The organism is Sedimenticola sp. (genome assembly GCF_050289425.1).
Classification (GTDB): Bacteria; Pseudomonadota; Gammaproteobacteria; order Chromatiales; family Chromatiaceae; genus Sedimenticola.
The window spans coordinates 1-14119 of the sequence record NZ_JBNKFS010000039.1 but is presented as its reverse complement, the minus strand read 5'-3'; the positions used below and the strand labels follow the sequence as shown (position 1 = coordinate 14119).

General features: G+C 60.2%; 14 protein-coding genes. 1 reads left to right on the top strand and 13 read right to left on the bottom strand.

Annotated features, from left to right (window positions below; genetic code table 11):
- Window positions 1–115: 115 nt before the first annotated feature.
- The 13 genes from ACQY5R_RS17730 to nifH form a co-directional block, all read right to left on the bottom strand.
- On the bottom strand, window positions 116–601 hold the full coding sequence (locus tag ACQY5R_RS17730) for a NifB/NifX family molybdenum-iron cluster-binding protein (protein ID WP_428610592.1): 486 nt from the start codon (window positions 599–601) through the stop codon (window positions 116–118).
- Window positions 567–1970, bottom strand: coding sequence for a nitrogenase iron-molybdenum cofactor biosynthesis protein NifN (gene nifN / locus ACQY5R_RS17725; protein WP_428610590.1), 1404 nt, complete (start codon window positions 1968–1970; stop codon window positions 567–569). The genes ACQY5R_RS17730 and nifN overlap by 35 nt, the downstream gene beginning before the upstream one ends.
- A 92-nt stretch (window positions 1971–2062) precedes the next feature.
- Window positions 2063–3694, bottom strand: coding sequence for a nitrogenase iron-molybdenum cofactor biosynthesis protein NifE (gene nifE, locus ACQY5R_RS17720; protein ID WP_428610588.1), 1632 nt, complete (start codon window positions 3692–3694; stop codon window positions 2063–2065).
- Window positions 3695–3992: 298 nt separating this feature from the next.
- A complete protein-coding gene (locus tag ACQY5R_RS17715) occupies window positions 3993–4940 on the bottom strand; it encodes a hypothetical protein (RefSeq protein ID WP_428610586.1) in 948 nt (315 codons plus the stop codon).
- Between the two features lie 130 nt (window positions 4941–5070).
- A complete protein-coding gene (locus tag ACQY5R_RS17710; RefSeq protein WP_428610584.1) occupies window positions 5071–6105 on the bottom strand; it encodes a glycosyl transferase family protein in 1035 nt (344 codons plus the stop codon).
- Window positions 6106–6267: 162 nt separating this feature from the next.
- On the bottom strand, window positions 6268–7029 hold the full coding sequence (locus ACQY5R_RS17705) for a 4Fe4S-binding leucine-rich repeat protein (RefSeq protein WP_428610583.1): 762 nt from the start codon (window positions 7027–7029) through the stop codon (window positions 6268–6270).
- Window positions 7026–7292 carry a DUF6129 family protein gene (locus tag ACQY5R_RS17700; protein WP_428610582.1) on the bottom strand — a complete coding sequence of 89 codons (267 nt, stop codon included), beginning with the start codon at window positions 7290–7292 and terminating at the stop codon, window positions 7026–7028. The genes ACQY5R_RS17705 and ACQY5R_RS17700 overlap by 4 nt, the downstream gene beginning before the upstream one ends.
- Window positions 7289–8017: a dinitrogenase iron-molybdenum cofactor biosynthesis protein gene (locus ACQY5R_RS17695; protein WP_428610580.1), complete on the bottom strand. Its 729-nt coding sequence runs from the start codon at window positions 8015–8017 to the stop codon at window positions 7289–7291. The genes ACQY5R_RS17700 and ACQY5R_RS17695 overlap by 4 nt, the downstream gene beginning before the upstream one ends.
- Window positions 8018–8082: 65 nt before the next feature.
- Window positions 8083–8277 (bottom strand): 4Fe-4S binding protein, encoded by a 195-nt coding sequence (locus ACQY5R_RS17690; protein ID WP_428610578.1) that lies wholly within the window; start codon window positions 8275–8277, stop codon window positions 8083–8085.
- Between the two features lie 25 nt (window positions 8278–8302).
- Entirely contained in the window at window positions 8303–8515 is a 213-nt protein-coding gene (nifT, locus tag ACQY5R_RS17685; protein WP_428610576.1) for a putative nitrogen fixation protein NifT, read from the bottom strand.
- Window positions 8516–8619: 104 nt separating this feature from the next.
- Entirely contained in the window at window positions 8620–10191 is a 1572-nt protein-coding gene (nifK, locus tag ACQY5R_RS17680; RefSeq protein WP_428610574.1) for a nitrogenase molybdenum-iron protein subunit beta, read from the bottom strand.
- A 232-nt stretch (window positions 10192–10423) separates the two neighbouring features.
- The gene (nifD, locus tag ACQY5R_RS17675) at window positions 10424–11905 is read right to left on the bottom strand and encodes a nitrogenase molybdenum-iron protein alpha chain (RefSeq protein ID WP_428610572.1); all 1482 of its coding nucleotides are present in this window, start codon (window positions 11903–11905) and stop codon (window positions 10424–10426) included.
- 83 nt (window positions 11906–11988) lie between these two features.
- Window positions 11989–12864: a nitrogenase iron protein gene (gene nifH, locus ACQY5R_RS17670; RefSeq protein WP_428610570.1), complete on the bottom strand. Its 876-nt coding sequence runs from the start codon at window positions 12862–12864 to the stop codon at window positions 11989–11991.
- Between the two features lie 186 nt (window positions 12865–13050).
- Between nifH and ACQY5R_RS17665 the strand changes: the two genes are divergently transcribed.
- Window positions 13051–13896, top strand: a complete 846-nt coding sequence (locus ACQY5R_RS17665; protein ID WP_428610569.1) for an NAD(+)--dinitrogen-reductase ADP-D-ribosyltransferase — start codon at window positions 13051–13053, stop codon at window positions 13894–13896.
- Window positions 13897–14119 lie beyond the last annotated feature (223 nt).

The following is a 14119-nucleotide window of genomic DNA, read 5'->3' as shown; positions in this document are numbered from 1 at the left end:
TGCCGCTGGCGCAGGTCGCACAGCCGCTGACCTGACGTGTCTCCACCCAGAGGCTGTTACCGTCGGTCTCCGTCACAATGCCGCTCTGCTCAATCATCGCGTGGCCTCCCATTCATTACTCGTCCCAGCCCTCGGATTCCATCGCATCGAAGCGGTCGGGATCGGCCGGCAGGGTGCTGGCGATAGCCTTTGCCAGCCAACTGCCGGGGCCCTGGCGCAGTTCATCCTGCAGTGACTCGATCAGATCGCCGATCTCCGCGCCCGGTGAAACCTTCACCGGCTGGATGCCCTGCGCCTTGAGCTGGCCGATGGCCGAAGCGCCGATTGCCTGGCTGTAGACGGCGATGCAACCGTCCAGCGCCGCAATCTTCTCCGCCAGCTTGTCTTCGTTACCATCCATGTCCGCGGCACCGAACTCACAGGCTTCCACCAGACAGGTTCTCTCCTGATCGACCGCGTAGATGGCAAACGACTGGGCCGCGCCGAAATGCTGATCGACCCGTTTCATATCGCCGGTGGCAAACGCCACCTTGAGCGCCGTGGACAACCAGGCGCCTTCGGGGTTGTTACCCACCAGCTGCAAGCGCCGCTGTAGCGTCATGGGCCACCTCCGGTTTTTGTGAATAGATGGAACGGTAGGGATGGATCTCGCCCTTCTCCAGGGAGAGCAGCATATTAGCCAGATCGAACAGGGTCTGGCGGCTGCCGCGATAACCGATCCAGGTCTTCTGGTAACCGCCCAGGGTGTCGTACTGGGGAAAGCCGGCCCTCAGCAGCGGGATACCGAGTCGCGCGGCGCTCTCCACACCGTGCGAATTACAGATCAGGACCTCGGCCTGGTGGGTGCGCGCCAACTGTTCCAGATCCTCCAGGTCGCCGATCTTTACCGAAGTCGCCACGGCCTGTTGCAACACCGGTGCATTGACCGGCGCTACCGCCGCCACGGTTTCGGCACCCACCCCGGCCAACAGCTGGCTGAACGCGGTAAGTAGATCCGGATCGGCCGCCAGCGCAAAGCGCGACAGGCCGAGCATAAAATGGCCATCCAGCATGGCGTCCTGCAACTGGGCACGCTGGCGTTCCAGTTTCGCCGGCACCGGCTCGGCGGCGAGCTGTTGCAGGGTGTCGACCAGGGCATCCACTGCCGCCAATCCCATCAGGTGATCGAAGCGGTAGTCGGGGACCCCGGTACGCTCGTGCAGCAGATCGGCCGCCTTGTGCATCGAGCGGCCGATCACCAGGGTAGCCGCCGCATCACCCAGGGTCTGCAGCTCCGCCACCTCGCAACCGCCGATAGTCAGGGGCGAAAAGTCCGTCTCGTCCAGGTGGCCATCCAGGGAATCGGAGAGATCCGGCAGCAACAGCGGCCGCAATCCAAACGCCTCGATGATCTCCTTCAACTCTTCCAGGTCGCCCGGTGTCAGGGAAGCACCCACCAGGACATTGAGCTGGCGGCGACGCCGTCCCGGTTGGGTACCGGCCGCCTCCGCCGTAGGCACTACCGTTTTGATGATCGCCTCCATCGCCTTGCTGAAACCGGTCTCCAGACAACCGCTGTAATCGGGTGTGGAAACCGGCACCACCGGTATGGCATCGAACTCGGGATGCTTTTGCCGGAACAGCTTGAGTGCCATCGACACATCACTGCCCTGGGTCTCGGACAAGCCGGTGGTCGGTACGCCGATCAGGGCCGGGCTGTTCTTTTCAGACAGGGTTTTGAGCCCCTCCACCACACTCTCTTCCGAACCCATGACCGTGGTCACCTGGTCCATGGCGGTGGTCTGCAGCGGGATCGGTTCCCGGAAGTGGCGTACAAAGAACACCTTGCCGAAGGCGGTGCATCCCTGGGAGCCGTGCAGCATGGGGATGGCGCGACGAAAACCGAGAAAGGCGAGCGCCGCCCCGATGGTCTGGCTCGCCTTGAGCGGACTGACCGAGAGCGCCTTGTTGCGTTTGATGATTTCAGGCATGGGGGGATACTCCTCGATAGTCACGGATATACGGCACATGAACGACAGGATGAGGCAACGATAAAATCAAGTGGCTGACTATTATCATCCCCTCACCCCAACCCTCTCCCTGAGGGAGAGGGAGTCATGGAGTCGCCATGACCACAATCACTTTCGACTGCTGGCGTAGCCATCCCTGGTGCGACACCGCGCTTCGAATCACCCCCGGCCCCGCCTTCTGCACTACGCAGTCCCTGCTCCGCTTGAAGCCCTGCCCACCCATCCGTAGGCGGGCGTTCACTGCTTGGCAGCCGCTCACCCATGGCGGGTCGTTCGCCGGACTGCCTTCGTCCACTGGACGAAGGGTTCCGGCTCACCCACGGAGCGGGCTGGCGTACTGCCGGCCACACCGGGCTGTCGAGGGTGAGCGCCAACTGACGCGCCAGTTCCAACATCCCTTCATAGCCGGCGTAGCCGAAATCACGCTCCTGATTGATATCGAGAAACGGAATACGTGCCTTCAGTGCCGTATACATGTTGCGCCCACCGGCGATCAGCACATCCACCTGCTGCTCGCGCACGATATCGATCAAGCCCCGGGGATTACCGTCCTCCAGCATCAGCGCGTCGCGGCCCATCAGCTCACGGATGCGTGCCTTGTCCTCTTCGGTGGATTTCTTGGTACCGGTGGCCACCACCTGCATGCCCAGATCCTGCAGCGCCGCCACCACCGACCAGGATTTGACCCCGCCGGTATAGAGCAGCACCTTTTTGCCCTTCAGTCTCTCCCGCCAGGGCGCCAGCCGCCGGCTGATGCGCGCCTCTTCCCGCTCGATCAGTAGTTCGGTCCGCGCATACAGATCGGGATCCTGGATCAAGCGGGCAAAATCCCGCAGTGCCCGGGAAACATCCTGCACACCGTAAAAGCTGCCCTCGAACCAGGGCGTCGCATAAGCGTCCTGCAGCTTGCGTGCGACATTGATCATCGCCTTGGAGCAGACCATCATGTTGACCTGTGAACGGTGCAGGGTCTGCACCTCCCGGTAACGGGCATCGCCGGACAGGGTGCAGAGCACCCGCAATCCCAGTTCATCCAGCAGCGGCAGCACATGCCACAGTTCACCGGCGATGTTGTATTCGCCGATCAGCGCCACATCGTGCACCCGGATGCCGTCGCGTTGCGCCGCCGCCGGCACCGGATCCGGTTCACGGGTACCGCAGACATACTTCACCATCGTCTCACCGGCGATGCGGTTACCCAGATTTTTGGTGCCGTAAAAACCGGCCGCGTCCACCGGCACCACCGGGGTACCCCAGCGCTCGGCCGCCGCCTTGCAGACCGCGGTCACGTCGTCACCGATCAGCGCCGGCACACAGGTGTTGTAGACAAACACCGCCGCCGGCCGGTAACTCTCGATGGCTTGCTTGATGGAGTGGAACAGACGCTTTTCACCGCGCCCCATGATTACATCCTGCTCCGTCAGGTCGGTGGTCATGCCGATACGGAACAGGCGCGAACCGCTGGAGCGGGTGCCGCGGTTATCCCACGAGCTGCCGGCGCAGGCGATGGAGCCGTGGACGATGTGCGCCACATCGGCGATCGGCAACAGGGCGATCTGTGCCCCGTCGAAGGCGCAACCGCCGGCGGTGGCGCCGGGTTTGGGCTTGGCGCAACCCGACTTGGATTTCTTGTTGTGGGCGCAAGCCGGTTCATCCAGCAGCGCAGCGATATCTTTCTGTTTCATGTTCGATACGGCTCTCTTGTTGCCTTACCCTTGTCCAGTGCAAGCGACATGCCATTTCGCAATCGGCTGTTTTATAAGATTTTTTGCACCATGCACCTATGTCGCAAACACGACAAACGGGGAGATATTGGAGGGTCTGCGACCAAGCCACAGGCGTCCGTGAAGTCGGAGTAGCTAGGTAGGGTGGGAAGGGTTTTTTGCCCACGCGGTAATCGCGCGGTATGCATTCCCACGCAGAGCGTGGGAACGAGAACACGGAGCATGGGAACGAGAAAAAAACCGAACACGACCGTTGTGCTCACACGGCGTATGACTGCGCCTCCCACTGCCGCAGCACTTTCAAGTCCCGCGCCGGCAGGTAGTCGTAGGCGCCCATCAGGTCGCGCAGTACCGCTTTGGCAAGTTGGTAATTCTCCGCCTGGCGACTGAGCATGTGGAAAAACCAGGCGAACGGGTAGCCTACCACCCGGTCGTATGCATGGATCGCATTGGCCAGTTCGGCACCGACCAGGGTTTCCCCCGGCGGCAGATCGGGCAAGGTACCGCGGAACGTGGTGACCGGGCTGGCGGTCAGTCGAACCTCGCCATCCCGGTCCATGTATTCACGCAACGCCAGTATCCAGTGATGACAAAAGTGCGTACCCTCCGCCGCACTGCTGTCACGCCAGTCCTGCAGAAACCGGCGCAACGCGACAAACGCACGCGAATCGCCGTTTGTATCATCCAACAGGCGGGCGATCGGGGTAATGCGTCTGAAGCGGTAGAAGGGCTGCGCCACCGGCACCGGACTGAGGCGCGGCGAATCGAGCGGATCGAGAAACTCCTCCAGGCTGTCGGGGTACCAGTCCGCTGCCACCAGCTGGCGATCCACCACCTCCTGCAACTGCTCAATCTCCAACTGGATGAAATCCGCCGGTCCGCTGCCGCAAGCGAAGGTAAAGTAATGGGTCTTGCCGGATAGCTGGGTGGCAAAGTAACCGGCATCGGCATAATTCGCGATCAAGGCATCCACATCACCCGCCGACTCTTGCTCGGCCCAACGCCGTATATTGCTGCTGACCGGATTGAAATCGGCATCCACCACGCCGCCCGGGCGATGCCAGTTGCCGCGGGTCAATACGTGGCGTAATCCCGCTTCCGGCACCAGCCGCTGCAATGTTTGTTCTAACGCCGCGATGTCTTGCTCGGCATCCGTCGCCGCACAGATTTCCGCCAGCAGATCAGGCCGGTTAACCAGGGTTTTCACTGTCGATACCTTCTGTTTTACTCTGTTCTGTTTAGGGCAACCGGTCACGCTAAGGGCTGATCGCCGGTAATCTTCTATAGGTCGGCTTCCTCACGCATGGGGTCGCCGACGGCCTCTCAGGGCAACACCCCTACACGGTCGCTGCGCGCCCGCAGGCGCAGGTCGATTCCGCTCTCTCCAGAGGCACCAACGGATACTGATGCCGCTGCCGCCACCACTCTTCAGCAAGCTGATGGGCCGGCACAGCGGCCGCTTCCAGGTCAAGGGCACGGATAATCAGCGCCAGTGTGCCGATCACCGCCTGCTCACCGTAGTCATCCTCGGCCTCGCCCTCCCACACCTGAATGAAATGGTACAGGTTGAGCCGCTCCGGCTTGGTGACAACACCCGGCCGCATCCGCTTGTCCCAACGGGTCGACCAAAGCTCCCCGCCGCTCACCCCGTACAGCTCCACGTCCCGGTCGGGAATGCGCTCCAATTCACCGCCATCGCCTTTGCAGATCAGGGCAGCCGGTTGTCCCAGCAACGCGGCGGCTTGTTGATGAATGACCGCAAAATTGGGATGAAACACCCCCATCACCGACAGCGGAGCGGAGAGCGGATTGAGCATACGTGCCACCGTATGCAACGGTGGCCGGAGACCGAACAGGTTGCGGGTTTCAATCAGCTCGGCGGTCAGCGGCGAGAGCTTGCTGATAGGCAGGTAGGCGAAACCGCGCAACGGGAGTTGCGCCTGGGCATCCTGCAGCGAAAGAGCCGCTTCCATGCCCAAGGCATCCAGCGCCTCCGGTACATAGAGCCGGTCATCGCTACGATTGATGCCGTGCATCAGCACCGGATAACCGCGCGTCGCCAGGATCAGCGCCGCCAGCAGGAACCAGGGCAACTGCCTCTTCTTGCCGGCGTAGGCGGCCCAATCGATGGCCGGTTGAAACGCCGTTTCAGCCACATGGAAACTTTCACGCAGCGCCTGGGTGAAGCCGGCCACCTCTTCGGCACTCTCTTCCTTGACGCGCATGAGCATCAGGAAGGCGCCGAGCTGTTCCGGCTCCACGTCATAACGGGCGATCATCTGCATCGCCTCATAGGCCTCTTCGCGGCTGAGGGCGCGCATGCCGTTGCGGCCCTTGCCGAGGATCTGGATAAAGCGTGCGAATGCATGCATGACCGTTCCACCTTGTTGGTTAAAGTTTTGCCGCTCTGATGACGTGCCCGGATGTTGCTATCAGCTTCCCCTCATCCTGTCCTTCTCCGGGGGGCGTATCGTAGGATGCGGTAAGTGACACGAACCGCATCGGCCCTTCCGCCATCGATGCGGTTCGCAAGCTCACCGGCATCCTACAGTCCCCATGAGTCTGTCCCTGACCAGCGCGCTTACATCCTCGTCCGGGTCATCGAGCAACGGCTCCAACAGCGTCAGCGGCGCCCGCTGGCAGGCCGCCAGCCGCACCCGCCAGTCGCTATCCTGCAGCAGCGGGGTCAGGGCATCGGTATCGATTCGCTCCGCCACAATACGACGTATCTCGGCGGCCGCATCATGCTGCATCAATCCCAGACTCTCCGGCGGCAGACGGGCGGCCACGGTCTTGCGCACTTCCCGATCCGGATCCCGCAGCATGCGAAACAGGCGCCCCGGCTTAAGCCGTTTCGCCACGTACAGACGCACCAGATAGTCTTCATCCTGCACCAGCCGTTCCAACTGTTCCGGCGGCAGCCGGTCGGCCACGGTGACGCGTACTTCCCGGTCCGGGTCGTCGATCAACGCAGGCAGCGCCTCCACCGGCAGACGGTAGGCGAGTACTCGCCGCACCACCTCGTCCGGATCATCCAGCATGCGCAACAGACGCTGCACCGAGAGGTAGCGGGCGGCGATGGCGCGCCGCTCCCAGAACGGATCGCCGGCGTACTGTTCCGCCAGGTCCGGGTTGATCTTGAAAAAACGTGCGATCTGCCGGCCGCTCAGGGCCCCGACGCAGGTATCCCCCGGATGGCAGCGACCTTTACGCAACCGGTCTTCGCGGTGCGGACAGGTTCGGCAATCGGCACGGGGTGTGGCATCTTCTTCATCGGACATGACGACAACGTTCATTCGGCTTCGATTTCGGCCACCACCACTCCGGTGGCCAACTCCATGTCCTGGGTGAAACTAAGGCAGTGCTGACTGCTGTCGATCAGATAGAGATTGAAACCGCTCCCCTTCAGGATGGGGCCGGCCGTCATCACGTCATCATCCATGCAGTAGGTGAAATGGATCTCCGGGAAGTGACTGCGCAACACCGTCACCGTGCTCTCCGATAGCGGCGCTTCCCCGACCAGCCAACCAATTTGATTCAACTGGTCCCGGGTGATCACGCCGTCACCTCGATCTCCGCCGTCTCGATCTCTTCCGGTATAAAGCGGATACGCTGCTCCGCTGACTGCCCCATGATTTTCGCCAACCAGGGCGGTGCGCTCTTGCCGATCGCCGCCTGCAGGGCAGCCATTTCCACATCGGCCGGACCGGTTTGGGGTTTCTTCACCGGATGGATACCAGCACGGATCACCTTGGCGGCCGGGGTACCGCCGATGGAGGCAACGAACAGTATCTGGCAATCGGCGATCTGTGCCACCCGGTGGACGTTTTTATCCACCCCGGGCGCTGCGCCGCCGATCTCACGGATATCGATCAGACGCTGTTCCGCCGCCGATACCTGATAGATCAGAAAACGTCGGCAGGAACCGAAATGGCCGTCCAGCATGGCGCCGCGGTTGGAGGCGCAGGCGACACGGATACTGTTCGGCATATCCGCCTCGGCATAAGGAACCACGTCAGGTAGCGGTTCACTGAATTCAGGTATTTCACCCTTGAGGCAGGCCAGCGCCGCCTTGATCACCCCGTTATCGAGATCGGCCAACTCGCCGTCGTCGGCTGCCTTGAGCGCCTTGACCGTCAGGCCGTCCAGCTGTTGTTTGGTCGGCGGCAGACCCAGTACATCATCCAGTACCCGAAGCAGGCGCGGAATATCGGTCTCGGGTAGTTCACGCGCCGCCAGTCCGATACGCAAGGCGATCTCTTTATCGAGAGTTGGGCTATTCATGGCTGTCTCCTGACTTGAGATAACCGGTCTCCATCACGGAGACCGGTTTTCGATGGTCAACCGGTTCAGGCTGTGACGATGCAGTCGTCTTCCATGCAGACATCCAGACACTGGGGCACGTCGAATTCCTCTTCGCACTCGGTGCAGGTATCCGCCTCGATCTTGTACACCCCCTTGAACGGGGTGATCGACTGGGTGGGACAGACCGGTTCACAGTCGCCGCAAGCGGTACACAGGTCTCTCACAATGGATAGGGCCATGATAAATCTCCTTCAATGACAGGGTTCAAACACGCTTAAAACGTAGCGTGGTTGGAAATGACGGCCGCGGACTGATCGGGTCGACGTAGTAGCGGGAACCATCGGTTAACACCACTTCGCCACCCCAGCTCTCCTCGGTATCCGTTTCCACCTCGGCAATCTCGTCTTCCTGATCTTTCTTGGCGATATAGAACAGGAGCGCACCGTTCTCTTTCACGCGAATCATTACACTGGGCATCGTTCTTACCTCACTTCAGTCGGCAAAATTGAATGCCGCATTACTTGTTCCATCGGTCAGGGATCGGAGTCAAAAACATTGACTCCGATCCCTCTACCGCTGACCTAACGAATCAGGTCGTAGTTGTAGTCCGTGGTACCCATGCCCCGGGTCTCTTCATCGAGCCGTTCCAGTACCGCGTTGACCAGGGTCTTGAGCATGTACATGGCGCCCTCGTAACCCAGGGTGGTGTCCCGATGCATGTGGTGCCGGTCAAAGATCGGGAAACCGATACGGATCAGTGGCACCTCGTGCTCCTTGCCCTTGTGCAGGGTGTCGCGCTGGATGAACTTGCCGTAGGAGTTACCGATCATGAAGTCCGGTTTGTTGGTGAACATCAGGGAGCGGAAATGCCACAGATCCTTACCGATATGCACTTCGCTGTTCTGCCCGTAGGGCGAATCGGCCAGCAGCTTCTCCACCGCTTTCTTCCAACGCTTGTTGGCGTGGCTGCAGAGAATCTGGGTCGGCTCGGCACCCACCTCCAGCAGGAAGCGCACCATGCCGAGGACAAAGTCCGCATCGCCGTAGACACCGAACGATTTGCCATGCAGCCAGGCGTGGCTGTCGGTCATCATGTCCACCAGGATGCCGCGCTCGCGGGCCAATGAATCGGGGATCGGCTTGCCGGTCAGTTCGGAGACCTTCATCAGGAAGGCATCGGTCGCCTCCAGCCCCATCGGGATATCGATATCGGACGCCGCGTGCTTCCAGGTACCCTTGGTGAATTTGCGGCTTTTTACCGACTGCCAGGGCTGCAGGTAGAGGGTGTCGATGGCGTTGGGCGCATCCTTCATCTCATCCAGTGTGGTACCGCCATCGTACATGCGGTATTCACCGTCCGCCGGGGTATCCAGCACGTCGCTGGGATCGCTCAGCAGGCTGCACTCGACATCCATCTCCGCCATCATGCGCTTCATCACCCGGTAGTTGCCGAGGTAAGTCTCGAAGCCCGGCACGATGTTGATCTTGCCGTTGCTGCCGACCACCTTGTCTTCCATATGGTTGAGGGTGAAATAGCGCTGGATGCCTTCGAACATGTTGTCCCAGCCGGTGGTATGGGAGCCGACAAAACTGGGGGTGTGGGCAAACGGGGTGGGAAAATCCTCCGCCACACTGCCCTCTTTCTTGGCATTGCCGATGAAGGCATTCAGGTCGTCGCCGATCACCTCGGCCATACAGGTGGTAGAGACCGCAATCATCTCCGGCTTGTACAGCGCCTTGGCATTCTCCAGGCCGGCGAACATGTTCTTCTGGCCGCCGAACACCGCCGCATCCTCGGTCATGGAGTCGGAGACACAGGCTACCGGCTCCTTGAAGTGGCGATTGAAATAAGTGCGAAAATAGGCCACGCAACCCTGCGAGCCGTGCACGTAGGGCAGGGTCTTTTCAAAACCCAGGGCACAGAGCACCGCGCCGAGCGGCTGACACGCCTTGGCCGGGTTAACGGTGAGCGCCTCGCGATTGAAGTTGAGTTCCTTGTACTCCACCGTGGTGGACCACTGGAACACCTCTTCGATCTTCTCCTGCGGCACCTTCTCTTCGAACAGCGCCTGCTTGTTGCTCAGGGTATCCTTGTACTCCTCCTGCCGGAACAGGGGATAACTCGGTTTGATGTCTTCGACTAGCTGACTCATGATCGTTCTCCTCCCGCGCCACTAATCCGTGGACAACGGGTCAGACAATAAATAATTCGTTGCACCTTGCCGTGGCGCCCAATAGCCCCCTCTCCCTCAGGGAGAGGGTTGGGGTGAGGGGATCAGAAGGCCATTGGCTTTTTTGATCCCCTCATCCTGGCCTTCTCCCAGGGGGAGAAGGAACGCCCTACAGGGACTGCAGTGACTCGGCATTCGCTTAAGCCGTTTCAGATCAGGCTCCGGCCGCCGCGGCTTCCGGGGCTTCCTCGCTTTTCAGCCAGGGCGCCTGGATCTTGCTCCAGCAGGGATTGTTCAGGGTCATGTCCATATCGCGGGCGAAGATGGCGAAGCCGTCATAACCGTGATAGGGGCCCGAGTAATCCCAGGAGTGCATCTGGCGGAACGGGATACCCATCTTCTGGAAGATGTACTTCTCCTTGATGCCGGAACCGATCAGGTCGGGCTTGACCCGCTTCACGAACTCCTCGAATTCGTAGCCGGTCACGTCGTCGTAGATCAGGGTGGCGTTGCCCATCTCCTGGATGGTGCGGTCGTAGTCATCGTTGTGACCGAACTCGTAACCGGTACCGACCACCTCCATGCCCAGATCCTCGTAGGCGCCGATGATGTGACGCGGACGCAGGCCGCCGACATAGAGCATGACCCGCTTGCCTTCCAAACGCGGACGGTATTTGTCGATTACCGCCTGGTACTCGGCCTGGTACTTTTCGATCACTTTCTCGGCATTGGCCTGAATGGTCTCGTCGAAGAACGCGGCAATCTTGCGCAGCGACTCGGCGATCTTGGTCGGGCCGAAGAAGTTGTACTCCATCCAGGGCACGCCGTATTTCTCTTCCATATGTCGCGAGATGTAGTTCATCGAGCGATAGCAGTGCAGCAGATTGAGCTTGGCCTTGGGGGTGTTCTCCATCTCCGCCAGGGTGCCGTCACCGGACCACTGGGCGATCACCCGCAGACCCATATCTTCCAGCAGGGTACGCGAGGCCCAGGCGTCACCGCCGATGTTGTAGTCACCGAGGATGGTCACATCGTAGGGTGTGCTCTCGAAGCTGGTATCGTCATCCCGGTTACCCAGCACCCAGTCGCGTACCGCGTCGTTGGCGATGTGGTGACCCAGGGACTGGGAGACACCGCGGAAGCCTTCGCAACGCACCGGCACCACCGGCTTGTCGATCTCCTTGGCGGTCTGCTTGGCCACCGCCTCGATGTCGTCGCCGATCAGGCCGATCGGACACTCGGACTGGATGGTGATGCCCTTGTTGAGCGGGAACAGTTGCTCGATCTCGGTCATGATCTTGGACAGCTTCTTGTCGCCGCCGAAGACGATATCCTTCTCCTGGAAATCCGAGGTAAAGTTCATGGTGCCGAAGGTGTTGATACCGGTGGTGCCGACGTAGTAGTTACGCCGGCCGGCACGGGAGTACTGGCCACAACCGACTGGACCGTGGGAGATATGAATCATATCCTTGATCGGTCCCCACACCACGCCCTTGGAACCGGCGTAGGCACAACCGCGGATGGTCATTACACCCGGCAGGGATTTGCGGTTGGAGGTAATACACTTCTTCGACTGCTCCACCTCCTGATCGTTGATCGTGAGATGTTTGGCACGGTCTTCCCGTGCGCTCTCCGGATAGACTTCAAGCACTTCCTGAATCAGCGCTGCGGTCTCTTCGCGTGTCATGGTTGACATAAATTTTCTCCTTCTCCCGGCACCACTAATCCATGGATACGCGGGGTCATGAACGAACCCGTAGGTATTGCGATAGCCTCTGCTTAGGCTTCAGCGACGGCCTTCTGACCGATGATGCTCTCGTCTTCCTCATCCATCAGGCCGAACTCCATCAGCAACTCTTCCAGCGCATCCATGGTGATGGGGGTGGGGATGACAAAGTTTTTGTTGTCGATGATCTTCTGCGCCAGGTCACGATACTCCTGCGCCTGCTTGGCTTCGGGGTCGTACTCGATCACGGTCATACGACGGATCTCGGCGCGCTGCACCACGTTGTCGCGCGGCACGAAGTGGATCATCTGGGTGCCCAGCTGACGCGCCAGCTCCATGATCAGCTCATCTTCACGGGCGGTGTTACGGCTGTTACAGATCAGACCCGCCAGACGCACACCACCGGAGTTGGCGTATTTCACGATACCCTTGGAGATGTTGTTGGCGGCGTACATCGCCATCATCTCGCCGGAGCAGACGATGTAGATCTCCTGCGCCTTGTTCTCGCGAATCGGCATGGCGAAACCGCCACACACCACGTCACCCAGCACATCGTAGAAAACGAAGTCGAGGTCTTCCTCGTAAGCGCCTTCCTCTTCCAGGAAGTTGATGGCGGTGATCACACCGCGGCCGGCACAACCGACGCCGGGCTCCGGACCACCGGACTCGACGCACTTGATGTCGCCGTAACCCACCTTGAGTACATCTTCCAGTTCCAGATCCTCGACGGTGCCGGCCTCGGCGGCCATCTCCATAATGGTGTTCTGCGCTTTGGAGTGCAGAATCAGACGGGTCGAATCCGCTTTGGGATCGCAGCCGACGATCATGACCTTTTTACCCAGTTCGGCCAGACCGGCCACCAGGTTCTGGGTCGTGGTAGACTTGCCGATACCGCCTTTACCGTAAATTGCACATTGACGCAGTGCCATGTCGATCTCCTTACTCATTGTTGAATCAGTGGTGATTGAATACGCTGAATCACCTGGACAACGGGTATTGAGCAAGGCCTGTGCCAACAGCGAAAATAGTTTTTAACCTGCTGTATTAATAGTGTTTTTTAAAACAGCAACGAGAGATTGACAGAGTCGGGTTTGCTACAAACCCGGGTGAATTGTATGGATGAATACAGACAAACCGCTGACGACAACGCTTCGCTCCCGGCGCAGGCGCGGCTCTCCATCAATCACTGCAACCTGCCGCCGGTGATCCTCGGCAGCCTCACGTTTCAACAACACCCGGCACCGCTCCATCTGGATGGAGTGAGCGAACTGCACAGCGCCCTGTTCAGCAATCTGGCACAGATCGATGATGCCGCCGAGCGGGCGGAAAATTTTCAGGACTACATGCGTTCCGGTTTCCTGCTCGATCATCTGGAAGAGGCCGGACTGCCCGACCGTCCCGGCAAAAAGAACCGACACCGGGCCGATTACCTGCGTATCCTGCGCGGCTGGCTGTTCGATCCCGACGGCAAGGAGGCGGCTGTATTGAAGGGCTGGGTGGAGTCGCGCTTTGGCCTGCTGCCGCGCAATCACCAGGGCCCCGTGGGCGACATCAACTCCCTCCCCTATCAGCACTACCTGGCGGCCCGCACCCAGGGGCTGTACAACACCAATGCGCTGGAGTCACAGCTCGACCTGCTGTACACCTATTGCCAATACGAAGTGCAGCGGCGCTACCCCGCTCAGACCCACCTCACGTTGTACCGGGGTATCAACCGCATCGATGAACATGAAGTGCTGCACCAGCCGGCCCGGCACGTCTATATCCTGGTGCTGAACAACATCAACTCTTTCACCGGCGAGCGTGAACGGGCCGACGAGTTCGGCGACTACATCCTGGAAGCGAAAGTACCCCTAAGCAAACTGGTCTACCTGCCAGGCCTGCTGCCGGGCCGACTGAGCGGAGAAGATGAGTACCTGGTGATCGGCGGGGTGTATGAAGTGGCGTTGCGTCCATTCTAGCTCCTCGTTAATTCTCGTTCCCACGCTCTGCGTGTTCTCGTCCCCACGCTCTGTGTGTTCTCGTCCCCACGCTCTGCGTGGGAACGCCTAAGCGGCACATCCCTGTACCACGCCTCACCCTGCCTCCTTGCCGACGACGTAGGATGCCGCTCACCATGATGTGTCGCAAAGCCAACAATTGCACCAACAGTGCCCACACCTGATATCGCTAAGTCATTGTTCC

Excerpts from the sequence above, each read along its gene's own strand:
- ACQY5R_RS17690 (WP_428610578.1), bottom strand. The coding sequence starts at position 8,277 with ATGGCCCTATCCATTGTGAGAGACCTGTGTACCGCTTGCGGCGACTGT.
- nifE (WP_428610588.1), bottom strand. The coding sequence starts at position 3,694 with ATGAAACAGAAAGATATCGCTGCGCTGCTGGATGAACCGGCTTGCGCC.
- ACQY5R_RS17710 (WP_428610584.1), bottom strand. The coding sequence starts at position 6,105 with ATGCATGCATTCGCACGCTTTATCCAGATCCTCGGCAAGGGCCGCAAC.
- nifN (WP_428610590.1), bottom strand. The coding sequence starts at position 1,970 with ATGCCTGAAATCATCAAACGCAACAAGGCGCTCTCGGTCAGTCCGCTC.
- nifK (WP_428610574.1), bottom strand. The coding sequence starts at position 10,191 with ATGAGTCAGCTAGTCGAAGACATCAAACCGAGTTATCCCCTGTTCCGG.
- ACQY5R_RS17665 (WP_428610569.1), top strand. The coding sequence starts at position 13,051 with ATGGATGAATACAGACAAACCGCTGACGACAACGCTTCGCTCCCGGCG.
- nifH (WP_428610570.1), bottom strand. The coding sequence starts at position 12,864 with ATGGCACTGCGTCAATGTGCAATTTACGGTAAAGGCGGTATCGGCAAG.
- ACQY5R_RS17705 (WP_428610583.1), bottom strand. The coding sequence starts at position 7,029 with ATGAACGTTGTCGTCATGTCCGATGAAGAAGATGCCACACCCCGTGCC.
- ACQY5R_RS17730 (WP_428610592.1), bottom strand. The coding sequence starts at position 601 with ATGACGCTACAGCGGCGCTTGCAGCTGGTGGGTAACAACCCCGAAGGC.
- nifD (WP_428610572.1), bottom strand. The coding sequence starts at position 11,905 with ATGTCAACCATGACACGCGAAGAGACCGCAGCGCTGATTCAGGAAGTG.
- nifT (WP_428610576.1), bottom strand. The coding sequence starts at position 8,515 with ATGCCCAGTGTAATGATTCGCGTGAAAGAGAACGGTGCGCTCCTGTTC.
- ACQY5R_RS17695 (WP_428610580.1), bottom strand. The coding sequence starts at position 8,017 with ATGAATAGCCCAACTCTCGATAAAGAGATCGCCTTGCGTATCGGACTG.